At 64.7% G+C, this 25087-nt stretch carries 20 protein-coding genes; 12 read left to right on the forward strand and 8 right to left on the reverse strand.

Annotation, left to right across the window (positions count from 1 at the left end):
• Positions 1-352 precede the first annotated feature (352 nt).
• The 5 genes from OH705_RS14090 (at position 353) to OH705_RS14110 (ending at position 6502) form a co-directional block, all read left to right on the forward strand.
• Complete coding sequence (locus OH705_RS14090) at positions 353-1996, forward strand: acetolactate synthase large subunit (RefSeq protein WP_023629316.1); 1644 nt, start codon at positions 353-355, stop codon at positions 1994-1996.
• 164 nt (positions 1997-2160) lie between these two features.
• Positions 2161-2715, forward strand: a complete 555-nt coding sequence (locus OH705_RS14095) for a UPF0149 family protein (protein ID WP_267302383.1) — start codon at positions 2161-2163, stop codon at positions 2713-2715.
• A 177-nt stretch (positions 2716-2892) separates the two neighbouring features.
• On the forward strand, positions 2893-3522 hold the full coding sequence (locus tag OH705_RS14100; protein ID WP_267302384.1) for a glutathione S-transferase family protein: 630 nt from the start codon (positions 2893-2895) through the stop codon (positions 3520-3522).
• A gap of 18 nt (positions 3523-3540) precedes the next feature.
• Complete coding sequence (locus OH705_RS14105; RefSeq protein WP_267302385.1) at positions 3541-5556, forward strand: pyridoxamine 5'-phosphate oxidase family protein; 2016 nt, start codon at positions 3541-3543, stop codon at positions 5554-5556.
• A 46-nt stretch (positions 5557-5602) separates the two neighbouring features.
• Complete coding sequence (locus tag OH705_RS14110; RefSeq protein ID WP_267302442.1) at positions 5603-6502, forward strand: LysR family transcriptional regulator; 900 nt, start codon at positions 5603-5605, stop codon at positions 6500-6502.
• A 17-nt stretch (positions 6503-6519) separates the two neighbouring features.
• Here OH705_RS14110 and OH705_RS14115 read toward each other — a convergent pair whose 3' ends face one another.
• The 3 genes from OH705_RS14115 to OH705_RS14125 all read right to left on the reverse strand — a co-directional run bounded on the left by OH705_RS14115 (position 6520) and on the right by OH705_RS14125 (position 11138).
• Positions 6520-7950 carry a PLP-dependent aminotransferase family protein gene (locus tag OH705_RS14115; RefSeq protein ID WP_267302386.1) on the reverse strand — a complete coding sequence of 477 codons (1431 nt, stop codon included), beginning with the start codon at positions 7948-7950 and terminating at the stop codon, positions 6520-6522.
• 17 nt (positions 7951-7967) lie between these two features.
• Positions 7968-9398 (reverse strand): L-lactate permease, encoded by a 1431-nt coding sequence (locus tag OH705_RS14120; protein WP_267302387.1) that lies wholly within the window; start codon positions 9396-9398, stop codon positions 7968-7970.
• Positions 9399-9656: 258 nt separating this feature from the next.
• Entirely contained in the window at positions 9657-11138 is a 1482-nt protein-coding gene (locus OH705_RS14125; protein ID WP_267302388.1) for a PLP-dependent aminotransferase family protein, read from the reverse strand.
• A gap of 223 nt (positions 11139-11361) precedes the next feature.
• Between OH705_RS14125 and OH705_RS14130 the strand changes: the two genes are divergently transcribed.
• A complete protein-coding gene (locus tag OH705_RS14130) occupies positions 11362-11832 on the forward strand; it encodes a GNAT family N-acetyltransferase (protein ID WP_267302389.1) in 471 nt (156 codons plus the stop codon).
• A gap of 231 nt (positions 11833-12063) precedes the next feature.
• Entirely contained in the window at positions 12064-12384 is a 321-nt protein-coding gene (locus tag OH705_RS14135) for a helix-turn-helix domain-containing protein (RefSeq protein WP_094011795.1), read from the forward strand.
• A gap of 39 nt (positions 12385-12423) precedes the next feature.
• On the opposite strand, the gene OH705_RS14140 is transcribed toward OH705_RS14135, so the two are convergent.
• The 3 genes from OH705_RS14140 to OH705_RS14150 form a co-directional block, all read right to left on the reverse strand.
• Positions 12424-12960 (reverse strand): Bro-N domain-containing protein, encoded by a 537-nt coding sequence (locus OH705_RS14140; RefSeq protein WP_267302390.1) that lies wholly within the window; start codon positions 12958-12960, stop codon positions 12424-12426.
• Between the two features lie 195 nt (positions 12961-13155).
• On the reverse strand, positions 13156-14406 hold the full coding sequence (locus OH705_RS14145; protein WP_038706634.1) for a ribonucleotide-diphosphate reductase subunit beta: 1251 nt from the start codon (positions 14404-14406) through the stop codon (positions 13156-13158).
• 241 nt (positions 14407-14647) lie between these two features.
• Positions 14648-17527: a ribonucleoside-diphosphate reductase subunit alpha gene (locus tag OH705_RS14150; protein ID WP_038706633.1), complete on the reverse strand. Its 2880-nt coding sequence runs from the start codon at positions 17525-17527 to the stop codon at positions 14648-14650.
• 775 nt (positions 17528-18302) lie between these two features.
• Between OH705_RS14150 and OH705_RS14155 the strand changes: the two genes are divergently transcribed.
• On the forward strand, positions 18303-18998 hold the full coding sequence (locus tag OH705_RS14155) for a response regulator transcription factor (RefSeq protein ID WP_038706632.1): 696 nt from the start codon (positions 18303-18305) through the stop codon (positions 18996-18998).
• Positions 18995-20599 carry an ATP-binding protein gene (locus OH705_RS14160; protein WP_110605702.1) on the forward strand — a complete coding sequence of 535 codons (1605 nt, stop codon included), beginning with the start codon at positions 18995-18997 and terminating at the stop codon, positions 20597-20599. Before OH705_RS14155 ends, OH705_RS14160 begins: the two co-directional genes overlap by 4 nt.
• Here OH705_RS14160 and OH705_RS14165 read toward each other — a convergent pair.
• Positions 20596-21297, reverse strand: a complete 702-nt coding sequence (locus tag OH705_RS14165) for a 4'-phosphopantetheinyl transferase family protein (protein ID WP_267302391.1) — start codon at positions 21295-21297, stop codon at positions 20596-20598. The genes OH705_RS14160 and OH705_RS14165 overlap by 4 nt on opposite strands.
• Before the next feature lie 65 nt (positions 21298-21362).
• Positions 21363-22154 carry a dienelactone hydrolase family protein gene (locus OH705_RS14170; RefSeq protein WP_110605704.1) on the reverse strand — a complete coding sequence of 264 codons (792 nt, stop codon included), beginning with the start codon at positions 22152-22154 and terminating at the stop codon, positions 21363-21365.
• 123 nt (positions 22155-22277) lie between these two features.
• Here OH705_RS14170 and OH705_RS14175 point away from each other — a divergent pair, with 123 nt between their 5' ends.
• The 3 genes from OH705_RS14175 (at position 22278) to OH705_RS14185 (ending at position 24984) form a co-directional block, all read left to right on the forward strand.
• Positions 22278-22883: an outer membrane beta-barrel protein gene (locus OH705_RS14175; RefSeq protein WP_023632176.1), complete on the forward strand. Its 606-nt coding sequence runs from the start codon at positions 22278-22280 to the stop codon at positions 22881-22883.
• Positions 22884-22969: 86 nt separating this feature from the next.
• Positions 22970-23647 (forward strand): response regulator, encoded by a 678-nt coding sequence (locus tag OH705_RS14180; protein WP_023632177.1) that lies wholly within the window; start codon positions 22970-22972, stop codon positions 23645-23647.
• The gene (locus OH705_RS14185) at positions 23644-24984 is read left to right on the forward strand and encodes an ATP-binding protein (RefSeq protein ID WP_267302392.1); all 1341 of its coding nucleotides are present in this window, start codon (positions 23644-23646) and stop codon (positions 24982-24984) included. The genes OH705_RS14180 and OH705_RS14185 overlap by 4 nt, the downstream gene beginning before the upstream one ends.
• Positions 24985-25087: the final 103 nt, after the last annotated feature.

The raw sequence follows: 25087 nt of genomic DNA on the forward strand, positions 1-25087 counted from the left end.
TCTGTACTGATGCGAACAGTCAGAATCGGGCATTTAGTCCCACCACCCCTTCAAGTCTAACCATACAAGCGGGCTTGACCCGCGATGGCGCACGCCCGCTCCCGCGCTGTTCTCTTCCTGCAGAGGATCCGTTTGCTGACGATCACGCAAATATCCTTTGCTCATCGACTACCTCACATCGCTTCGTCACAGGTGCGACAATATTGCCGTCACATTAAGTGACTTCCCCGCACCTACCCTGCGTCAAGGCTTAGGTTCGGGGCAATCCTGGCACCCGGACCGAGCGATGCCAGCGTACCGTGCTGCGCATTTCTGGACTTTCACCGTCCTATTACTTGAGGTTAGAAGCAAGATGGCCAAGGCCGCCGATGTCGTTGTGCAATGCCTGGAAAACGAAGGTGTCGAGTATGTGTTCGGCATTCCTGGTGAGGAAAACCTCGACCTGCTCGAGTCCCTGCGCAAGTCGAAGATCAAGCTGGTACTGACCCGCCACGAACAGTCCGCGGGCTTCATGGCCGCCACCTATGGCCGCCTGACCGGCAAGACCGGCGTCAGCCTGTCGACCCTCGGCCCTGGCGCGACCAACCTGGTGACCGCCAGCGCCTACGCCTACCTGGGCGGCATGCCGATGATGATGATCACCGGCCAGAAGCCGATCAAGAAGTCCAAGCAAGGCCGCTTCCAGATCATCGACGTGTGCGGCATGATGGACCCCATCACCAAGTACACCCACCAGTTCGCTTCGGCCGACAACATCCCTGCGCGCATGCGTGAAGCCTTCCGCCTGGCCGAGGAAGAAAAACCGGGCGCCGTGCACCTGGAACTGCCGGAAGACATCGCCGCCGAGCAGACCGACGCCCTGCCGATCCCGCGCAGCCTGCACCGTCGCCCGCTGGCCGAGCACGTGGCCATCGAAGCCGCTGTGCAGAAGCTGCAGAACGCCCGCAACCCGATCCTGGTGATCGGCGCCGGCGCCAACCGCAAGATGACCGCCAAGGTCCTCAAGCAACTGATCGACAAGACCGGCATCCCGTTCATCACCACCCAGATGGGTAAAGGTGTGGTCGACGAGCGCCACCCGCGCTTCCTGGGCAACGCCGCGCTGTCCTCCGGCGATTTTGTACATCGTGCGGTTGAAGCCGCCGACCTGATCGTCAACATCGGCCACGACGTGATCGAGAAGCCACCGTTCTTCATGGTCCGTGGCGGTACCGAAGTGATCCACGTGAGCTTCCGTTCGGCCGAGGTGGATGCCGTGTACTTCCCGCAGGTGGAAGTGATCGGCGACATCGCCAACGCCGTGTGGCAGATCAGCGAAGCGCTGACCGACACCAGCCACTGGGACTTCACCCGCCTGATGGCCATCCGCGAAGCCAACGAGGCGCAGATCGCCGAAGGCGCTGACGACAACCGCTTCCCGGTCTACCCGCAGCGCATGGTTGCCGACATCCGCCGCGCCCTGCCGTCCGAAGGCATCGTCGCCCTGGACAACGGCATCTACAAGATCTGGTTCGCCCGCAACTACAAGGCGCACAAACCCAACACCGTGCTGCTGGACAACGCCCTGGCGACCATGGGCGCCGGCCTGCCATCGGCCATGGCATCGCACCTGGTCTACCCGGATCGCCCGGTGATCTCGGTCTGCGGCGACGGCGGCTTCATGATGAACAGCCAGGAGCTGGAAACGGCAGTTCGCTTAGGGATGCACATCACCGTGGTCATCCTGCGTGACGACGGCTACGGCATGATCCGCTGGAAGCAGGCCAACATGGGCTTCACCGATTTCGGCCTGGACTACGGCAACCCGGACTTCGTCAAATACGCCGAAGCCTACGGTGCCAATGGCCACCGCGTGGAGAGCGCCGAAGGCTTCCTGCCGCTGCTCGAACACTGCATCAAGACCCCGGGCGTGCACGTGATCGACTGCCCGGTCGACTACAGCGAGAACGACCGCATCCTCAACAGCGAGCTGCGTGAGCGCGCGCTGGCGGTCTAAACCGTAGCACCCTCATCGCGGGGCAATCCTGCTCCCACGTTGTGCAAGAACAACGTGGGAGCGGGCTTGCCCCGCGATCGTTTTATTGGCGCGGTGAATGTCTGCGTCGCTTTTCCCATGTGTTAGGGTGCACCCATATTTTGTTTCCTCAGGACTCCTACCCCATGCTCCCCCCGCTCAGCGAAAAAGAACTCGACCGCCTCGAAGACCTGCTGATCACCTACGGCAACGATTATTCGGTACTCAACCTCGCCGAGCTCAACGGTTTCTTCACTGCTCTGGCCAGCTCCCCCAGCAAGGTCAACCCTGAGCAGTGGCTGCCTTCTGTCGCCGGTGGCAAGGTGCCCAAGTTCAAGAAGCCTGCCCATGAAGAAGCGTATACCGCGCTGATGCTGCGTTATGCCAGCCAGGTGGCCGAAGAGTTGGCCACCGACCTCGAGGGCTTCGAACCGATGTTCGAAGAGGGCGAGAGTGAAGAGGGCCCGGCGATCATTCTCGAGGAGTGGTGCTTCGGCTACATGCGCGGCACGCAAGTGGCCGAGTGGAGCGAGCTGCCGCCAGAGCAGGATCGTCTGCTCAAGGCCATTTCGCTGCATGGGCTGGAAGACAACTTCGAGCTGCTCGACTCGATGAGCTTCGATGAGCGCCAGGCCTGTGTACCGCTGGTGGTCGAGGCGGCGCGGGGGTTGTACCAGTACCAGAAACAGCACCGGCATTGAGATCGTAACCGCAGGCGCGTGGGAGCGGCGATGCGGCGACCAGACGTGCCCCGCGATTGTGATTATTCCACTTGCCGAAATACTGGATTGCTCCCAGCACTGATTCTGCTGCCGGTCGATCCAGTGCAGCATGTCCTCCAGCAGCGCCACTCCCGGCGCTGACCTGGAGCCCCGCACATGCCAAGCCCGATCAAGCTCTACAACTTCCCCAAGTCCGGCCACGCCCACCGTATCGAGCTGATGTTGTCACTGCTCGAACTGCCTACCGAGCTGGTGTTCGTCGACCTGGCCAAGGGTGAGCACAAGCAGCCCGAGTTCCTCGCCATCAACCCCTTCGGCCAGGTGCCGGTGATCGATGACAACGGCATCGTCATCGCCGACTCCAACGCCATCCTTGTCTATCTGGCCAAGGCCTATGGCGGCAAGCGTTGGTTGCCCGAAGATCCGCTCGGCGCCGCCCGTGTGCAGCGCTGGTTGTCGGTGGCCGCAGGCCCGCTGGCCTTCGGCCCGGCCGCCGCCCGCCTGGTGACTGTATTCGGTGCCTCGTTCAACACAGACGAAGTTATTGGCCGCGCCCACACCCTGCTCAAGGTGATCGACGCCGAACTGGCCAAGGGCCCGTTCCTGGTTGGTGACCAGGCGACCATCGCCGATATCGCCAACTACTCGTACATCGCCCACGCCCCCGAGGGCAACGTGTCGCTGGAGCCGTACGCCAATGTGCGCGCCTGGCTGGCCCGGATCGAGGCGCTGCCGGGCTTCGTGCCGATGCCACGCACCGTCATCGGTTTACAGACCACGCTCTGAACCCAGAGGAATGCCGCCATGCGATCGCCCTGGCATGCAGGTGAAAAACGGCTGCAGGAGCAAGTCGGTGTTGCAGAGCGCATGGAGGTGTTCGGCCAGAAGGTCATCCGCGACTTCATGCCCGACCAGCACCGGGCTTTCTATCACCAGTTGCCGTTCCTGGTGGCCGCTGCCGTGGATGCCGCTGGCACCCCTTGGGCGACGCTGCTCGAAGGCCCGGAAGGCTTCGTCAGCTCGCCCGATCCCCGGCAACTGCTGATCGGCACCGCGCCTGCCGCTGATGACCCAGCCACGCCGGGCCTGGTGGATGGCGGTGCCATTGGCTTGCTGGGGATCGAGCTGCATACCCGGCGACGCAACCGGCTCAATGGCCTGATCCGTCGAGCAGGCAACGGTCAGCTGGAGGTGGTGGTCGAGCAGTCGTTCGGCAACTGCCCCCAGTACATCCAGCTGCGCGAATACACCCGCGTCGACGAATCGCCGCAGGCACGTCGGGATTCATCGGCACTCGATGCCGCGTCCCGCGCCATGATCGAAAACGCCGACACCTTCTTTGTCGCCAGCTACGTCGAGCAGGAAAGCGGCCAACGTGCCGTGGACGTGTCTCACCGCGGTGGCCGCCCTGGTTTCGTCAGGGTCGAAGGCAATCGCCTGACCATTCCGGACTATGCCGGCAACCTGCATTTCAACACCCTCGGCAACCTGCTGGTCAACCCGGTTGCCGGTCTGTTGTTCGTCGACTTCACCTCGGGCGATGTGCTGCAGGTTTCAGGGCGAACCGAGGTGATTCTCGACAGCCCGCTGATCAGCGCTTTCGAGGGGGCCGAGAGGATCTGGACCCTGGACATCGAGCAGGTGGTGATTCGCCCGGCTGCCGTGTCGTTGCGCTGGGCCTTCCAGGAGTACGCGCCCACCAGCCTGATGACCGGTACCTGGAGTGAAGCCCAAGAGCGCCTGCAACAGCGTGAGCGCCAGCGCCAATGGCTGACCTGGCGCGTGCTGCGTGTCGAGCAGGAAAGCCGCGATATTCGTTCGTTCTACCTGCAACCCGAGGAGGGTACGGCGGTGGACTTCGCACCCGGCCAGCATATTCCCGTGCGCTTGCAGGTTGATGGAGAGGCACCGCTGATCCGCACCTACAGCCTGTCCAGCGCACCGTCCGATGGCCATCTGCGCATCAGCGTCAAGGCGCAGGGGCCTGCCTCACGCTACCTGCACCAGCAACTGAAGGTGGGCGACCCTTTGCAGGTGCGCCTGCCCATGGGCAGCTTCACCCTCGATCACACCAGCGACCGCCCCCTCGTGCTGGTCGGGGCGGGCGTCGGCATCACCCCGTTGATCGCCATGCTGCGCGAACAATTGGCCTTGGGGCTGGGGCGGCGCATCTACCTGTTCCACGGTAGCCGTACGCTGGCCGACCTGCCGTTCCAGCACGAGCTTGCCGAACTCCAACAACACGCCGGTGGCCTGCTGAGCATTCACCGCGCCCTGAGCCTGCCCGAACCCCAAGCCGTGCAGGGCCGCGACTATGCGTTCGCCAGCCGCCTGGGCATCGAGCAGATCAAGGCCACGCTGCCATTGGACGACTACGACTTCTACCTGTGTGGCCCGGCCAGCTTCACCCAGGATCTCTACGAGGGGCTGCGCACGGTGCATGTCCCCGATGCCCGCATCCACGCCGAAGCCTTCGGCCCTTCGACCCTGCGCCGCCATACCGACGACAACCAGCCCACGCTGCAACAACCGCCGCCCGCCAGCGAACCGGTGCCGGTGTACTTCGCCAGCTCCGCCAAGGAGGCACGCTGGGCGCCCGGTGGCGGCACCTTACTGGAGCTGGCGGAGAGTCGTGGCCTGTCGCCGGACTTCAGTTGCCGCGGTGGCTCCTGCGGCACCTGCAAGACCAAGCTGGTCAGCGGCCAGGTCCACTACCCGAACCCACCCGCCGAGCTGCCCGAGGCCGGTAGCGTGCTGATCTGCTGCGCCATTCCGGCCCAGGCCGAGGACGGTGTGCAAGCCGTGGTGCTGGAGCTCTAGCGTGCGCACAGGGATAATCGCCCCACGACAACGCGTGGGGCGCGGCATGGACCAGATCCACCTGATGAAAGTGTTCGTGGCCGTCGGCGAGCTGGAAAGCTTCGCCGCCGCCGCCCGCCGCCTGGCCATCTCGCCAGCGGCGGTAACCCGCGCCGTCAGCGCCCTGGAGGAGCAGCTCGGGGTCAAGCTGCTGCTGCGCACCACTCGCAGCGTGCGCCTGACCGAGGCCGGCGGGCGCTATCTGGAAGACACCCGGCATATCCTCGCCAGCATTATCGAAGCCAACGAAGCCGCCGCCGGCATCAATGCCTCGCCCAAGGGCGACCTGGCGGTGACCGCGCCGATCCTGTTCGGCAAGAAGTTCGTCATGCCCTGCATCGTGCGCTACCTGCAGCAGTACCCCGAGGTGGACGTCTCGGCGTTCTTCCTCGACCGCGTGGTGAACCTGGTGGAGGAGGGCATGGACGTGGCCGTGCGCATCGGCCAGTTGCCCGACTCGGGCCTGAAGGCGCTACGGGTGGGCAAGATGCGCCGGTTGCTGTGCGCCTCGCCCGAGTACCTGGAGCGTCATGGCACGCCGCGACACCCCTCGGAGTTGCAGAAGCACGAGGTCATTGCCGCCGGGACGCTGTCACCTCGCACCGACTGGCGCTTCGGCGCCATCGACGACCCGACGCTGATCCGCATGAAGCCGCGCCTGACCGTGACCAGCAACGACGCCGCCATCGCCGCGGCCACTGCCGGGCTCGGGATCGCCCGGCTGCTGTCGTACCAGGTGGCGGATGAGGTCGCGGCCGGGCGCTTGCAGGTGATCCTGGCCGAGTACGAGGAAGCGCCCTGGCCGATCCATATCCTGCATCGCGAGAGCAAGTACGGCTCGACCAAGGTGCGCACCTTCATCGACATGCTGGCCGAGCATCTGCGCAGCCATGCGCACCTGAGCTGACCGAGTGGCCTGTCGGCTCAGCTCAGACAAGGCACCTTCGCCTGCCGCGCACACGCCGCCAGTACCTTCAAACCGCCCATCACCTCCGGCGTAATCACCCGCCCAAGGCACACCCGCAACCCCGTGCCACATTCCCCATCGGCAAAGAACATCCCGCTGTCGCCCACCTTGCATCCGCGCTCGGCGGCAAGCTCTCGCAATACCGCCATATCCGTCCCTTCCGGCAATTCGAGCCAGTGGATGAATCCTCCAGCAGGCGCTACATACCGCGTCCCCGGCGCAAACTCCGAGCGCACCAGCGTCTCCATCACCTCGGCCTGCGCCGCCAGCCGCCCACGCAGCTTCGCGCAGTGCGCCTCCATGTACCCGCGCCCGATGAACTCGTCCAGCACGCGCTGGGCCAGGCTCGACACCGCCAGGTTGCGCGAAAACAGCTGGGCCAGGATCGCGTCCCGATAACGCCCGGCCACGCACCAGCCCACCCGGTAGCCCGGCGCCACGGTCTTGGAGAACGACGAGCAGTAGATCGTCTGCCCGGTCGCGTCGTAGTGCTTGATCGCCTTCGGGCGCTGCGCTTCGTCCACCAGGTCGAAGAAGATGTCGTCCTCGATGATCGGCACATCCGCCGCTTGCGCCAGGCGCGAAAGCTCGGTCCGCGCGGCGTCGGGCATGATGAAGCCGCGAGGGTTCTGCAGCGTCGGGTTGAGGAAGACCACATCGACCTTCTTGCGTTTCAGCGCCCATGCCAGGTGGTCGAGGTCCATGCCGCTGCATGCGTGGGTACGTATGGGCAGGGCGCGCATCCCCAGGCGTTCGATGGTCTGCAGGATGCCGTAGTAGGTGGGGGTCTCGATGGCCACCGTGGCGCCCGGCCGGGCCACGGCCTCGAGGGCCAGCTCCAGGGCCACGGTGTCGCCCGAGGTCACCAGGATTTCATCCGGGCCGCAGGCCACGCCGCGCTGCAGCATCAGCCCGGCGATACGTCGGCGCAGCGAGGCCAGGCCAGGCGGGGCGATCAACCCAGCCAGCGGCTGATCGGCCTTGCTGGCCAGGGTCGTCAGGCATTTGTTCAGCAGCACTTGGGGCGTGAGTTCGTCATGCAGCACCGCCGAGCTCAACGACAACCCGCCGTTGCTGGCGGCCTGGGCGAGCATGGCGACCACCGCGTGGTTGACGTTGACGCTGACACTGGCGAGGTCAAAGCCCTGCACCTGGGCCGCGCCTTTGGCGACGAAGTACCCCACCCGGGGCGTGGCCTGCACATAGGCATTGGCTTCCAACTCGGCGAGTGCCCGTTGCACCGTGGCCAGGCTGCTGTCGAACAGCCGCGCCAGCTCGCGCACCGAGGGCAGTTGCGTGCCGGTGGGCCATTCGCCGCTGTCGATCTGGCGCAGCAGCCAGGTGTTGACGGTGTGCCAGCGTTTGTCGGGCTTGGGGGTGCTGTCCATGGGGGCCTTGTGTCGTGTCAGGCGGGGGCTTCGGAAAGGTAGAGCAAAACCACGCCGGTTGCAGCCACGATGACGATGTTCAGCAGCACCAGGGCAAAGCCGAAGCGGATCAGCCCATGTTCTTCTTCGCGGTTGGCCCCGGCCAGCCCGATGATCAGCGACAGGATCGACAGCGAGCCCAGCGCGCCATGCCCGGCGGCGCTGTTGACCATCGCCGCCAGCCACGGGCCGTGGACCGTGGACAGCGCCGCGATGGAGGGCATCACCAGCGTGTTGCCGCCGACATTGGAGCCGGTGACATAGCCAGCCAACCCCGCCAGCAGCGACACCGTCGAGGCCAGCGACACCCCGGACAGCGCCTGCAACGCCCGCTGTGCCTCGACCAGGAAGCCGGCCTTGACCATCACCTGGGACAGCAGCAGGAACAGGAAGATCGTCGCCACCGGGAACCGCGCCCGAGTGGCCAGCGCCTGCCACGGGAAGCCCGCGCCCTGGCGGCCGACCATCATCAGCACCACCAGCAGCAAGGCCAGCCCCGGCGACGCCAGCGGCTTCCACGACACATTGGCGCCGTGCACCACCCACATCCCGTCCCAGCCCGACAACAGGAACAACGCCCGCGACGCGATAATCACCGCCAACAGGGCCAGGTAAGGCCATGCCGCCTGCGGCCAGCGCACTAGTGCCCCGCGCCGCGCCCAGGAGATACCCAGGCCGACCGCGGCCACTGCAAGCCCGGCCAGCACACCCGAGGCCTCCGGCCCGATCCAGCGGTTGACTGCATACAGCACTGTGCTGAACAGCAGCGAGATCAATCCCAGCCCGAGCCATGCCCGTACACTGCGAACACCCGCCAGGCCCAACGCCACGGCGGCCAGGCAGAGGAACACAGGAGCGCTCACCAACGCCGAATGGCTGCCCAGCTCCTGCGCCGGCACATGCGCCAGCAACGCGCCGATCACCGTCGCCAGCCCAAGCGTGCCCCAAGGCATCACCACCATGCCGGCCAGCGCCATCTTCATGCCGACCTGGCGCGAGAACAGCCCCATCAACAACGGCACGGTAGCGATCAGCGATACGCCGAATCCGGTCATCGCCTCCAGCAGCGGCGCCAGGCCCAGCACGATGAAGATCACCTGCATCGGCGGCGTCCAGCCCAGCTCGCGCACCCAGGCACCAATCGCCTGCGGCGCGCCGGCCCGCTCGACCAGGATGACGAAGGCCAGGCCCGGGACGATCACACAGGCGGTACTGAGGAACAGGATCAGCGTGTCTTGCAGGATCGCGCCGGACACCGCCGTCGACAGCGGCTGCGCGGCGCCCAGGCCCCACAGCAGCAAGACACCGGCCACGCCGGCCAGCGCGGCCTGTACGGGCGGACGGCGCAGCAGCAGGATCAGGGCGATCACCAGGCCTATGGGGGACATTTGCAGCAGCAGGGCAGCCATGATGCGGGTTCCTTTAGCCATCCGGGGGAGTGTGGAAGGGATGGTGGAATGAAGGACTAGGCAGCGACAGATACAGGGGGTGGGGTTTTTTCAATACAACCCCAGGGCTTGTGGCGATGGAGCCACCTGTTTGCACCTCCTCTAACGCCAATGCCTGGATTTCTGGGCACTGAGTGCGATATTGGTCGTTAATGCCTGCAATCCGAGGCATTAGGTGGATCGAGCATTCTGGTTACATGCCACATGCACGCAGCGTGGTTATCTGGCCAGACCTGCCAGCACCTTCTCCAGTTTCAGCACCGCCTCCCTCATCTCAGCGGGCGTCAGTGCCGCAAACCCCATCAGCAAGCCGGCATCGTTCCTCGGCACCGCGTACAAGCTGCCCAGCCCCAACAGATCGATTCCCGCTCCGCGTGCCGCCCTGACCACTGCGTCTTCCGCCAAGTTTTGAATGAAGTGGCAGGGCATCTGCAGCCCACCTACCGGCACTTGCGGGCGCAGGAACGCCCCCAGGTGCCGCTGCACCAGATCTGCCAGCACGTCGCGCCGCTCGGCATAGAGGCTGCGCATGACCCGTACATGGGCGTTGAAGTGTCCGTCCTCCATGAACCTGGCCAGGGTCAGCTGGGCGATGGATGCGTTGTGGCCATCCTGCAGCGTTCGCGCAGCGGTCATTGGCGCGACGAGCTGGGGCGGCAGCAGCAGGTAGCCGATGCGCAGCCCGGCGCCCAGCGACTTGGTGAAGGTGCCGATGTACAGCGTGCGCGCATGCGAATCCAAGCCCTGCACACAGGCGGTGGGGCGGCCGGCATAGTGGAACTCGCTGTCGTAGTCGTCCTCGATGATCCACGCCCGTTGCTGGCGGGCCCATTCGATGGCCAGCAGGCGCCGGTCCAGCGACAGGGTGGCGCCGGTCGGGTATTGGTGCGAGGGCGTGAGGAACAGCGCCCGGGCATCCGGCGCTAGCTGGGCCATGCCGTCCACCTGCAGGCCGTGCGCGTCGACCGGCACCGGCACGCCTTGCAGCCCGGCGGCGCTGATGGCCTTGCGGGTGCCTTGGTACAGCGGGTCCTCGACCAGCACCCGGTCGCCTGCGTCCATGAGTACCTGAGCGCACAGGCCCAGGGCCTGCTGCGAGCTGGTGAGGATCAGGATGCGGTCGGCGGATGCCTGCGCGCCGCGTTCGAGGTTGAGGTAGTCGGCGATTGCACTGCGCAAGGCGAACATGCCCTGTGGCTCGCTGTGTTCCAGGGCGCGAGTGCCGTATTCCTTGTACACCTGCCGCTCCAGCTTCTCCCAGACGGCCAGGGGGAAACGCCGGGTTTCTGCCACGCCCGGGGCGAAGGGGCGGGGTGATTGGAAGTTGTGAACGCCACCGCTGTGCAATAGCGCTTCACCTCGGCGGCTCAACTGCACCGTGGCCTCGCTTTGTGCCGGCCGCTGGCGCTTGCGCGACGGCAGGCAGCGGGCCCGTTGCGACACGAAGCTGCCGCTGCCCACGCGCCGCTCGATAAAGCCCTCGGCGTGCAACTGGCTGTAGGCCGACTCCACGGTATCCCGCGAGACGCCCAGGGAACTTGCCAGCGACCGCGACGCCGGCAGCGGCTTGCCGACCGGCAGGGCACCCTCGAGGATCAACTGGCGGATGGCCCGCTGGATGCGCACATGCCGCGCCAGTGCCCCATGGGCGGGATCCGTTAGCCAGGCTTTTACCGATTCCAGCTGGGCGTGTTTGAACATTGGCCTGGTCCTTGGCGCGTGGATATGAAAGGTGCCTGCCTATCCTGGGCCGGATCGCGTCCCTGAAAATGGTCTGGTAACTACCGAATAATTGGCAGGTAAAAACCAGCCATTTATCCGCTATAAAACCCAGGTCCGCAAGCAATCACCAAGGAAGGCAAGCGCTGCGGACAGGCCGGCCCCCTCACTCATTCAGCTGTGTTGTCCAAAAGGGGTTTGAAGAATGACCACCACCCAACTGCCCGTTTTCGTACGCGAAGTGAAGCAAACCGACCTGCAGCCATGGTCCGACTACTGGGCGCAATACCAGGCCTTCTATCAAGTGGACCTGGGCCCAACCATCACCGATCGTACCTGGGCGCGCTTCTTCGACCCGGCCGAGCCCATGCACTGCGCCGTGGCCACGGATGGCGAGCAAATCTTCGGCTTCGTTCACTACGTGTTCCACCGCTCGACCTGGGGGCGAAATGATTTCTGTTACCTGGAAGACCTGTTCGTGTCGCCAAGGGCGCGGGGGAGGATGATCGGTAAGCGGCTGATCGAGTTCGTCCAGGACCAGGCCCGGCAGCACCGGTGCGACCGGTTGTACTGGCATACCCAGGAGACCAACAAGACTGCGCAGCGGTTGTATGACTGGATTGCCGAGAAGCCGGGGGTGATCGAGTACCGGATGTCGTTGGATGTTGCTCACTAAGTCCATAGTGAGCAGATGAGGGCGTGGGAGTGGAAGGGGGGCACCGGCTTCGGGGTGTAGGTCCCTGTGGCGCACAGCCGCTCCCATGCCCAGGCATCAGAAATTCCCATTCGAAATCTGCCCGAGTCTTACGGTGCTGTCAGACCATTCAGAAAGATGAATCCCTTCCTGGCAGAGGAATACTTAATCCAATATTTTGTGCCTTAACTGCCATCTATTCAGATAACACACATGAATTTGGATTTAAGTCTTACCAAACCCAGTGAACTCATGAGGGCGCTGTGCGAGCGCTTGCGCACCGAGCGGCTCGCTCAACAGATGTCGCAAGCGGAAGTGGCTGCTCGGGCTGGCGTCGGCACCAATACTGTGTCCAACCTTGAAACGGGACGTAATGTCGGTTTTGAGAACCTGATCCGAGTGGCGATGGTTCTAGGCCGAAGAAAAGAGCTTGAGGCGCTGTTTTTGCCGAGGGTGGAGTGCATAGCCGACATTGCTCGCTACGAGCTCGGTGCCAAGCGCCAGCGCATCCGGAAGAAGTCAGGGCAGGGTTGAACAGGGCTGCATGGCAGCCCTTTCAGTGCATCGCAGGGTTCAATCGCCAACCCCATGTAACCTCAATGCCCGCTGCGCACATTCCTTCCAGCTCAGCTTGCGCCGCTCGGGCACCACCACGGGCAACTCCGCCGCCATCACCAACGGCATATCCCGCATCCGTACCCAAGGCTCACTCTGCCAATACAACAGGCTCGCCGTATGCCCACCCGGCCAGCACATCCTGCCCAGGCGCGGCAGGTCTTCCAGCGCCGAGTCCTGCCCATCGCGCAGCACCGCCACCACCTCATGGGTCAGCCAGTGGCGCAGGTGGCGGTTTTCCGGAATGTGATGATGGGCGAGGAGGGTATAGGCCCCGGACTCGCTGACCATGGTGGTTTCGCCGTACTGGCCGTAGCGCAGCAGCTGCACGGTGCGATGCTGGTCCGGGTCGAGCTTGCGGATGCAGTGTTCGTCGAGGAAGCGCCCGGTCATCCGACCGAGTTCGTGGGCGCAGAACCAGGCTTGGGATTCGAGCCAGAGAGTGTGGAGGGGGCGGTTGTGGCGGGTGAAGAGGGTGGAGGAGTAGTGAGTCATGATGGGCTATCCAAGTCAGGGAGAGCCGTTTCTAACGGGAACGGAATTCCGCCATGTGAGCGTTCTTAGCGCTCAAACAAACTACCGTGGTTTTCTCTGGTTAAGTAGAGATACCTATGTAGGAGGTTTCTTGATTTTGAGGCTCGAGAAATAAAAAAGGCTGCCCAAGGGCAGCCTTTCTGGAAAGCTGGACGATCAATCCCAGCTCAGAGCACCACCTGTCTGGTACTCGATAACCCGAGTCTCAAAGAAGTTCTTCTCTTTCTTCAAGTCCATGATCTCGCTCATCCAAGGGAAGGGGTTGGTAGTCCCCGGATACTCTTCCTTCAGACCAATCTGGGTCAGTCGACGGTTGGCAATGAACTTGAGGTAATCCTCCATCATCGCCGCGTTCATGCCCAGCACGCCGCGTGGCATGGTGTCACGGGCGTATTCGATCTCCAGCTGGGTACCCTGCAGGATCATCTGGGTAGCCTCTTCCTTCATCGCGGCATCCCACAGGTGCGGGTTCTCGATCTTGATCTGGTTGATCACGTCGATGCCGAAGTTCAGGTGCATGGACTCATCACGCAGGATGTACTGGAACTGCTCGGCGACGCCGGTCATCTTGTTGCGGCGGCCCATGGACAGAATCTGGGTGAAGCCGCAGTAGAAGAAGATGCCTTCCAGTACGCAGTAGTAAGCGATCAGGTTGCGCAGCAGCTCTTTGTCGGTCTCGACCGTGCCGGTGTTGAACTCCGGGTCCGAGATGGCGCGGGTGTACTTCAGGCCCCAGGCGGCTTTCTTCGCGACCGATGGGATCTCGTGGTACATGTTGAAGATCTCGCCTTCATCCATGCCCAGCGACTCGATGCAGTACTGGTAGGCGTGGGTGTGGATCGCCTCTTCGAAGGCCTGGCGCAGGATGTACTGGCGGCACTCCGGGTTGGTGATCAGGCGGTACACGGCCAGGGCCAGGTTGTTGGCAACCAGGGAGTCGGCGGTGGAGAAGAAGCCGAGGTTGCGCATCACGATGCGGCGCTCGTCTTCGGTCAGGCCGTCCATGCTCTTCCACAGGGCGATGTCGGCGGTCATGTTGACCTCTTGCGGCATCCAGTGGTTGGCGCAGCCGTCGAGGTACTTCTGCCAGGCCCAGTCGTACTTGAACGGGACCAGCTGGTTGAGGTCGGCGCGGCAGTTGATCATGCGCTTTTCGTCAACGGCGACGCGGGCCGAGGAGCCTTCCAGCTCGGCCAGGCCTTCGGCGATGTCCAGGGCGTCCAGGGCAGCCTTGGCGCGCTTGACCGCGTCGGAGTCGGCGGCGGTGGCGGCGCGGGCTTCCAGGGCGGCGGCACCGCCGGCGCTGTCGAGCTTGTCCAGGGTGGTGGTGGCAGCGGCCTGTGCGGCGGTGTTGCCTTTGGCGGCGACTTCGCCGTCTTCTTTGTCGAATTCGTCCCAGCTCAGCATGGTGAGATCTCCTGCTTGAGGGCCATCAATGAGTATGGCCGGTGGATCTTGGTTGCGGTGCGGTGCACGCAAATCTGGAGTGCCCGGGGAGGGCTGACCGGGGCGTTGGGCCCCGGCTTGTTATGTCTGGCTGTGGGGAGGTGCTGGCAGTGCCGGCCTCATCGCTGGCAAGCCAGCTCCCACAGGGTTCTGCGCCGTGGCGCAGAAAAGAGGCTACCCGGGGGTAGCCTCTGCGAAGGCCTTATTGGCAGGCTTCGCAATCCGGCTCGTCGATGGCGCAGGCCTTCGGTACCGGGGCTGGGCCCGCGGCCTGGACCGGGGCGCTGTCGCCGCCGCTCGACACGGCGTTGAGCTTGCCGGTGTTGATGGTCGACTTCTCGGTGCTGGTCGCGGCCAGGGCACGGAGGTAGTAGGTGGTCTTCAGACCACGGTACCAGGCCATGCGGTAGGTCACGTCGAGCTTCTTGCCCGAAGCGCCGGCGATGTACAGGTTCAGCGACTGGGCCTGGTCGATCCACTTCTGGCGACGCGAGGCGGCATCGACGATCCACTTGGTCTCGACTTCGAACGCGGTGGCGTACAGGTCTTTCAGCTCTTGCGGGATACGCTCGATCTGCTGCACGGAACCATCGTAGTACTTCAGGTCGTTGATCATCACCGAGTCCCACAGGCCGCGGGCCTTCAGGTCGCGGACCAGGTACGGGTTGATCACGGTGAACTCGCCCGACAGGTTCGATTTCACGTACAGGTTCTGGTAGGTCGGCTCGATGGACTGCGATACGCCGGTGATGTTGGCGATGGTCGCGGTCGGCGCGATGGCCATGATGTTCGAGTTACGAATACCTTTTTGTACGCGCTCGCGCACCGGTGCCCAGTCCAGGCTCTCGGTCAGGTCGACGTCGATGTACTTCTGGCCACGGGCCTCGATCAGGATCTGTTGCGAATCCAGCGGCAGGATGCCCTTGGACCACAGCGAACCCTGGAAGGTCTCGTAGGCGCCGCGCTCGTCGGCCAGGTCGCAGGAAGCCTGGATCGCGTAGTAGCTGACCGCTTCCATCGACTTGTCGGCGAACTCGACGGCAGCATCGGAGCCGTACGGGATGTGCTGCAGGTACAGCGCGTCCTGGAAGCCCATGATGCCCAGGCCGACCGGGCGGTGCTTGAAGTTCGAGTTACGCGCTTGTGGCACCGAGTAGTAGTTGATATCGATCACGTTGTCGAGCATGCGCACGGCGGTGTTCACGGTGCGTTGCAGCTTGGCGGTGTCCAGCTTGCCATCGACGATGTGGTTCGGCAGGTTGATCGAGCCCAGGTTGCAGACCGCGATCTCGTCCTTGTTGGTGTTCAGGGTGATCTCGGTGCACAGGTTCGAGCTGTGGACCACGCCCACGTGCTGCTGCGGGCTGCGCAGGTTGCACGGGTCCTTGAAGGTCAGCCACGGGTGGCCGGTCTCGAACAGCATCGACAGCATCTTGCGCCACAGGTCTTTGGCCTGGATGGTCTTGAACACCTTGATCTTGTTGTACTCGGTCAGGGCTTCGTAGTACTCGTAGCGCTCTTCGAAGGCCTTGCCGGTCAGGTCGTGCAGATCAGGCACTTCCGATGGCGAGAACAGGGTCCACTTGCCGTCATCGAAGACGCGCTTCATGAACAGGTCGGGGATCCAGTTGGCGGTGTTCATGTCGTGGGTACGACGACGGTCATCACCGGTGTTCTTGCGCAGCTCGATGAACTCTTCGATATCGAGGTGCCAGGTTTCCAGGTAGGCACACACGGCGCCCTTGCGCTTGCCACCCTGGTTCACGGCGACGGCGGTGTCGTTGACCACTTTCAGGAACGGCACGACGCCTTGCGACTTGCCGTTGGTGCCCTTGATGTACGAGCCCAGGGCGCGCACCGGAGTCCAGTCGTTACCCAGGCCACCGGCGAATTTCGACAGCATGGCGTTGTCGTGGATCGCGTGGTAGATGCCCGACAGGTCGTCCGGCACGGTGGTCAGGTAGCAGCTCGACAGCTGCGGACGCAGGGTGCCGGCGTTGAACAGGGTCGGGGTCGAGGCCATGTAGTCGAAGGACGACAACAGGTTGTAGAACTCGATCGCACGGGCTTCTTTGTCTTTCTCTTCCAGCGCCAGGCCCATGGCCACACGCATGAAGAACACCTGCGGCAGCTCGAAGCGCACGCCATCCTTGTGGATGAAGTAGCGGTCGTACAGGGTCTGCAGGCCCAGGTAGGTGAACTGCTGGTCGCGCTCGTGGTTGATCGCCTTGCCCATGCGCTCCAGGTCGTAACCTTTCAGCGCCGGGTCGAGCAGTTCGAACTCGACGCCTTTCTCGACGTAGGCCGGCAGGGCCTTGGCGTACAGGTCGGCCATCTCGTGGTGGGTGGCGCTGTCGGCGACGTTCAGGAAGCCCAGGCCTTCGGCACGCAGGGTGTCCATCAGCAGGCGGGCGGTGACGAACGAGTAGTTCGGCTCGCGCTCGACCAGGGTACGGGCGGTCATCACCAGGGCGGTGTTGACGTCCTTCAGGGCGACGCCGTCGTACAGGTTCTTCAGGGTTTCGCGCTGGATCAGCTCGCCATCGACTTCGGCCAGGCCTTCGCAGGCTTCGCTGATGATGGTGTTCAGGCGCGCCATGTCCAGCGGCGCCAGGCTGCCGTCGGCCAGGGTGATGCGGATGCTTGGGTGCGGCTCGACCACGCTGTCGGCGTTGGAGCGGGTAGCACGCTCCTTGGCACGCTGGTCGCGGTAGATGACGTAGTCACGGGCGACTTTCTGCTCGCCGGCGCGCATCAGGGCCAGTTCGACCTGGTCCTGGATTTCTTCGATGTGGATGGTGCCACCCGATGGCATGCGACGCTTGAACGTGGCGGTGACCTGCTCGGTCAGGCGCGCGACGGTGTCGTGGATGCGCGACGAGGCGGCAGCGGTGCCGCCTTCAACTGCGAGGAACGCCTTGGTGATGGCAACGGTGATCTTGTCGTCGGTGTAGGGGACGACAGTGCCGTTACGCTTGATCACGCGCAGTTGGCCAGGGGCGGTGGCGGCCAGATCCTGGTTCGAATCGGCGGCCTGAGGCGCCTTGGCCTGCGGGTTCTCGCGAGTTGTGTCGGTTTGCATGGGTGGGTGTCTCCACAGTTTCTAGTTTGTTCAGGCGCCGTTGTCGGGCGCCACCGTTCCGTCCACTTGCTCGATGGCCCGGGCGGGGATGCGCGTGAAGCACACGCATCCGCCCGCTCGGGCTTACCGACTTCGGGACAGACTCAGGAATTAGGGGCAGTAACCTGCCGCTCCCTGGCCGAAGTCAAAGGTTCTGGGCGTACCCAAAATCTGTTGCTGATGAGTGCGGGCCTTGCCTGCAACACTCATACCCGAACAAGGCCGTCTGCGGCTTGCCTCGGTCGCCCTCCGCAGGAGCGGTTTGGCTGTTGAAATCACCTTAAGTTCAGCCAGAAAATTCGCTTGAATTTGCCTGTTGACTTGTGTTTGTGATTTTGCGCAAAACCCAATATCTAGTGGTTCGCTGCGATGGGGATACAAGATAATGCGGTCCAGGGGGCTTTGCAAGGTCGGCGCCTGTGGATAACTTGTGGGTACTTTGTGAGTCATCCGTGGGTATTCGCTGTAGGCCTTGTCCCAAGAGGTTTGCACGATTTTTTGCCTGTGCTACGCCGCCGCGAAGATTTTTTAGGGCGCGCACCCTATCACAAAAAACGGTTCAGTCGAGGGCTGTTTGCGGTGGTTGGCAGGGGTGGGGGCGGGACGTAGTATCCGGGGCTGATGTTGCGCTTTGGTGAAGGCGGATTTGCTCTGCAATCAAAGGGTTGTGCTGGCCCCGCGATAAGGCCGGCACGGATAACACAAGGCCAGACAATAAACAGAAGAAGGGGAGGCCATGGACCAACCAATCAATCGCATCCTGATCGTCGAGGACGACCAGCGCCTGGCCGAACTGACTGCCGAATACCTCCAGGCCAACGGCTTCGAAGTGGCGGTGGAGGGCGACGGTGGCCGCGCCGCGCGGCGCATCATCGACAGCCAGCCGGACCTGGTGATCCTCGACCTGATGCTGCCCGGCGAAGACGGCCTGAGCATCTGCCGCCGCGTGCGCGGCCAGTACGCCGGCCCCATCCTCATGCTCACTGCCCGCAGCGACGAGCTCGACCAGATCCAGGGCCTGGACCTGGGCGCCGACGACTACGTGTGCAAACCGGTGCGCCCGCGCGTGCTGCTGGCGCGTATCAATGCCCTGCTGCGCCGCAGCGACGCCCCGGAGCGCCGCCAGGACCTGACCTTCGGGCCCCTGCATATAGACAGCCGCCAGCGCGAGGCGCGCCTGCACGGCCAGCTGGTCGACCTGACCGGCGCCGAATTCGACCTGCTCTGGCTGCTGGCCAGTAACGCCGGACGCGTGCTGTCCCGCGAGGAGATCTTCACCTCGCTGCGCGGCGTCGGCTACGACGGCCAGGATCGCTCCATCGATGTGCGCATCTCCAAGATCCGCCCCAAGATCGGCGACGACCCGATCACCCCGCGGTTGATCAAGACCCTGCGCAGCAAGGGCTACCTGTTCGTCGGCGAGGCGCCATGAACTCGATCTTCCTGCGCATCTATGGCGGCATGCTCGCGGTGCTGGTGCTGGTGGCCGTGCTCGGTGTGCTGAGCCTGCACCTGCTCAACGAAATCCGCGCCGGCCAGCACCGCGAGCGCCTGGCCCAGGGCACCTTCAGCCTGATGGCCGACAACCTGGCGCAGCAGAACGCGGTGGAGCGCACCCGTTCGCTGGTGATCTGGGAGCGCCTGCTCGGCGTGCCGCTGGACCTGCAACCGCTGTCGGCCTTTACCCTCGACGGCGGGCAGCGGGCACGGCTGTACCGTGACCTGGTGGTGGTGGAGAAGACCGGCCCGCATGCCGCCCGGGTGCTGCGCCGGGTTGGCCACGAGGACCTGCTGCTGGTGGCCGAGGTCAAGCAGATCAGCGAGCAGCTGGCCCGCGCCACCCTTTATCTGTTGGCCGACGAACTGGTGCGCTACCCGGTGACCGAGCAGCAGGCGCGCCTGGCGCAGCTGCGGCAGAGCAAGGGCTTCGGTTTCGACATCGCCTTGCAGCGCATCGAGCGCGCCGCCCTGGACGACGACCAGCGCCGCCGGGTGGAGGAGGGCGATACGGTGATGGCCCTGGGCAGGGACGGCGATTCGATCCGCGTGTTCTCGGGGTTGTCCGGTTCGCCCTGGGTGCTGGAGATCGGCCCGTTGTATCAGCTCAACCCCTATCCGCCGCAGTTGCTGATCCTCATCGCCTTTCTCGGCCTGTGCCTGATCGGCCTGGTGGTCTACCTGCTGGTGCGCCAGCTGGAGCGGCGAGTGTCGGGCCTGGAGGTGGCGGCCACGCGCATCGCCCAGGGCAGCCTCGACACCCGGGTGCCGGCCGGCGATGCCGACTCGGTGGGGCGTCTGGCCGAGGCCTTCAACGGCATGGCCGAGCACCTGCAGCGTTCATTGACCATGCAGCGCGAGCTGGTGCGGGCGGTGTCCCACGAGCTGCGCACGCCGGTGGCGCGGCTGCGCTTCGGCCTGGAGATGATCGAGAGCGCCGGCAGCGACGAGGCCCGGGCCAAGCACCTGGCGGGCATGGACGGCGATATCCAGGATCTGGACAAGCTGGTCGACGAGATGCTGACCTACGCCCGCCTGGAGCAGGGCGCGCCGGCCTTGCATTTCCAGGTGGTGGACCTGGACGAGCTGCTGGCGCGGGTGATCGAGGAGCTGGCACCGCTGCGCGCCGAGGTGCGGGTGGTGCGTGGCGTATGCCACGGGCTCGACGGTGGCGACGCCCGGGTCGAGGCCGAGCCGCGCTACCTGCACCGGGCCCTGCAGAACCTGGTGCGCAATGCCATGCGCCATGCCGAGTCCGAAGTGCGCGTGAGCTATCACCTGGGGCAGCAACGTTGCCGCATCGATGTGGAGGACGACGGGCCCGGGATTCCCGAGGGCGTGTGGCACCGCATCTTCACCCCCTTCACCCGCCTCGACGACAGCCGCACCCGGGCCTCGGGCGGGCATGGCCTGGGGCTGTCGATCGTGCGGCGGATCATCTACTGGCACGGCGGCCGCGCCCTGGTCGGGCACAGCGAGCAGTTGGGCGGGGCGTGTTTCAGCCTGAGCTGGCCGCGGGAGCAGCCACGCGACTAAACGCTGATCAGACTGAGCAGGTGGCCGTCCTGCAGGCAGAACTGGCCATCCAGCTCGACGCCGTGGTGCCATTCGGCCGACAGGTCGGTGAGCAGGCGCAGGCGCGCGTGGCCGTCGGCGGACCATTCCAGCAGTTCGGCGTGCTCGAAATAGAAGCGCTTTTTCGTCAGTGGGTAGAGCGTCTTGAACAGGCTTTCCTTGAGCGAGAAGGTCAGGGTCACGGCCAGGGCCTGTTGGCTGCGGTCCAGGCGTTCCAGTTCCGCAGGGGTGAGGATCTCCCCGGCCAGGCGTTCGGCGCGGTCCTCGCCGAGCAGGGTTTCCTGGTCAAGCCCGAGGCCGCGGCATTGGCCGTCAGCGGCGACCACGGCGGCGGCCCAGCCCTGGCCGTGGGTGATCGAGCCGTGGATGCCGGCGGGCCAGATCGGCGAGCGGTCTTCGTGGGTAGCGGGCGCGTAGTCGCGGCCATCCAGATGTTGCAGGGCTGCCCGGGCGCAGACTCGGCCAGCCAGGTACTCGGCCTGGCGCTTGGCCACCGAGCGTTGCAGGCTGGCAGTCTGTTCGATGCCGGCGCGCTGGAAGTCGTCCGGCGCGAGTTTGGCCGGGTCGAAGGCGCAACTGACCAGCACCGCGCCGGGGACCGGGCGCGGCAGGGGCCAATGGTGCTCGAGCGGGGCGCAGCAGTTGGGGAGTCTGTTCATGGTCGGTATTGTGCCAGCCGTGATCGCTGGCGCAAATCACCGGAACGTCATCGCGGGCAAGCCCTTCAGTCAAACGCCGTCTTGAGGAACGCCTGCATATCCTTCCATGAGCTCTCGTCAGCTGCCTTGTCATAGCCGATATCCGGCCCGCCATGCTCGCCATGGCTCAACCGGTCGGCATCCGGGTTGGTGAAGCCATGCTTGGCCCCCGGGATCCCGACGAACTTGTAGTCGGCCTTGGCCGCATCCATCTCCGCCTTGAACGCCGCCACCTGCTGCGGGGTGACCATGCTGTCGGCCTCGCCATGCTCCACAAGGATCTTGGCCCGGATCACCCCCGGCTTGGCCGGCGTCTGGGTCACCAGCGCGCCATGGAAGCTCACCACGCCGTCGAGCTTCTCACCGCGGCGCGCCGCGTCCAGCACCACCTTGCCGCCAAAGCAGTAGCCGATGGCCGCCAGCTGGTGCTTGTTGGTGTTGGGCTGGATCTTCAGCAGCTCCAGCCCGGCATCGAAGCGCCGGGCGGCGGCCGCTGGGTCCTTCATCGCCGCGGCCATGAACGCTTGGGCATCCTGCGGGTGCTCGGTGTTCTTGCCGTCGCCGTACATGTCGATGGCCAGGGCGTTGTAGCCCAGCGCCGCGAGGTCGCGGGCGCGGCGCTTGGCGTAGTCGTTCAGCCCCCACCATTCATGCACCACCACCACGCCCGGGCGCTTGCCCTTGATGGCGTCGTCGTAGGCGTAGTAGCCGATCAGCGCGGTGCCGTCGGCGTCCTGGTAGCGGATCTCGCGGGTCTGCACCGCCGCCTGGGCGAGGGTGGCGCCGCACAACAGGGCCAGTGCAAGCAGGGTACGCATGGTCGAGCTCCTTGTTCGGTTCGTTCAGCCCAGGTTCAGGCCGGGTTCAGCAGGGGTTCAGGGCGCCCTCCCTACTCTAGTCCCCAGACAGAAACAACGCATCCAACCCGGAGTACCTGAACCATGAAAACGCTCAATACCCTGATCGCCGCCATGGCGGTTTGCGCCGCCGGCCTCACCACCGCCGCCCAGGCCGATGACAATTTCGCCAGCCTGACCTACGGCCAGACCAGCGACAAAGTGCGCAAGTCCGGCCTGTTGCAACGCAACACCGACGGCCTGAACGCCGACGGCATCATCGGCAAGGACAGCACCTGGGGCGTGCGCCTGGGCAAGATCAACGACCAGGGCCGCTACTACATGACCTACGACAACGTCTCGGGCGATCACAGCGGCGTCAAGCTGCGCCAGGAAAACCTGCTCGGCAGCTACGACCTGTTCCTGCCGGTGGGCGATACCACCAAGCTGTTCGGTGGCGGCACCCTGGGCATGACCAAGCTGACCCAGGACTCGCCGGGCGCCAGCCGCGACACCGACTACGGCTATGCCGTGGGCCTGCAGGCCGGCGTGATCCAGGAAATCACCGACAAGGCCTCGGTGGAGATGGGCTACCGTTACCTGCGCAGCAACGCCGCCACCGAGATCGGCGCCCACGGCGGGCCGAAGGACGGCACCCTGCGCCTGACCAGCAGCGCACAGACCTACCTGGCGGCGAGCTACAAGTTCTGAGGTCGCTGTTATCCTGTACCGGCCTCATCGCGAGGATGCCCCGCGATGAGGCCGGTACAGGCATTCGCTATTGGAAGGAGAACTGCATGAAATTGCTGGTGGTCGAGGACGAGGCGCTGCTGCGTCATCACCTGTTCACCCGCCTCGGCGAGGGCGGCCACGTGGTGCAGGCGGTGGCCAACGCCGAGGAAGCCTTGTACCAGGCCGAGCAGTACAACCATGACCTGGCGGTGATCGACCTGGGCCTGCCGGGCATGAGCGGGCTGGACCTGATCCGTCAGCTGCGCAACCTTGGCCAGACCTTTCCGATCCTGATTCTCACCGCCCGTGGCAACTGGCAGGACAAGGTCGAAGGCCTGGCCGCCGGCGCTGACGATTACGTGGTCAAGCCGTTCCAGTTCGAAGAGCTGGAGGCGCGCCTGAACGCCCTGCTGCGCCGCTCCAGTGGCTTCACCCAGTCGACCATCGCCGCCGGCCCGCTGGTGCTCGACCTCAACCGCAAGCAGGCGACCCTGGACGAGCAACCGCTGGCGCTGACCGCCTACGAATACCGCATCCTCGAGTACCTCATGCGTCATCACCAGCAGGTGGTGGCCAAGGACCGCCTGATGGAACAGCTGTACCCGGATGACGAGGAGCGCGACCCGAATGTCATCGAGGTGCTGGTCGGCCGCCTGCGCCGCAAGCTCGAGGGCGACAACGGCTTCAAGCCGATCGATACCGTGCGTGGCCTGGGCTACCTGTTCACCGAGCGCTGCCGATGATCCGCTCGCTACGGGTGCGCCTGATGCTGGCGGCGGCGTTGCTGGCGCTGCTGTTCATGCTGGCGCTGCTGCCGGCGCTGCAGAAGGCCTTCAGCTTGGCGTTGCAGGAGTCCATCGAGCAACGCCTGGCCTCGGACGTGACCACACTGATTTCAGCTGCGCGCATAGAGCGTGGCCAGTTGCAGATGCCGGCGCTGCTGCCGGACGAACGCTTCAACCTGCCGTATACAGGCCTGATCGGCTACATCTTCGACCGCCAGGGCAAGCTGGTGTGGCAGTCGCGGGCCACGCGCAACCGCAACATCAACTATCACCCGCGCTATGACGGGCGTGGCAACGAATTCGCGCGTATTCACCAGGACGACGGCGAGGAGTTCTTCGTCTATGACGTCGAGGTCAAGTTGCTTGGCGGCAAGAGTGCGGCGTTCAGCATCGTCGCCCTGCAACCGGTCCGCGAATACCAGGACACCCTCAATGGCCTGCGCGAGAAACTCTACTTCGGCTTCGGCGCGGCGCTGCTGGCGCTGATGGTGCTGCTGTGGGCCGGCCTGACCTGGGGCCTGCGCTCGCTGCGCCGGCTCAGCTCCGAGCTGGATGACGTGGAGAGCGGCGCCAGGGATGGACTGAGCCGCGAGCACCCGCGCGAGCTGCTGCGCCTGACCGGCTCGCTCAACCGCCTGCTGCGCAGCGAGCGCGAACAGCGCCAGCGCTACCGCGACTCGCTCGACGACCTGGCCCATAGCCTGAAGACCCCGCTGGCGGTGCTGCAGGGCGTGGGCGAGAGCATGGAGCAGGGCGACCGCGAGCAGGCGCGGGTGCTGCAGAGCCAGATCGAGCGCATGAGCCAGCAGATCGACTACCAACTGCAACGCGCCAGCCTGCGCAAGAGTGGCCTGGTAAAGCACCAGGTCCAGCTCAAGCCGTTGCTCGACAGCCTGTGCAGCACCTTGGCCAAGGTCTATCGCGACAAACGCGTTGAGGTCGGTTTCGATCTGCCGGCCGATGCGCGGGTGCCGATGGAGCAGGGGGCCTTGCTCGAGCTGCTCGGCAACCTGCTGGAGAACGCCTACCGGTTGTGCCTGGGACAGGTGCGGGTCAGCCTGCGCGAAGCGCCTGGGCAACTGGAGCTGTGGATCGAGGACGACGGCCCGGGTGTGCCGCCCGACCAGCGTGAGCGCATTCTCGAACGCGGCGAGCGGCTGGACCGCCAGCACCCCGGGCAGGGGATCGGCCTCGCGGTGGTCAAGGACATCATCGACAGCTACGACGCCGAGTTGAGCCTGGGCGACTCCAAATTGGGCGGGGCTGCGTTCCGCATCGCTTTCCGGCTCGATTGAAATCGCGCAAGACTTGTAGGCGCGCGCTGGGCGGAAATCCGCCAACCTGCCCTGTACGATTTCCGCCATCGGGCGGAAATCCGCCATTTCCCACCGGCTATTA

The sequence above is a fragment of the Pseudomonas sp. BJa3 genome (assembly GCF_026343815.1).
GTDB lineage: Bacteria > Pseudomonadota > Gammaproteobacteria > Pseudomonadales > Pseudomonadaceae > Aquipseudomonas > Aquipseudomonas soli.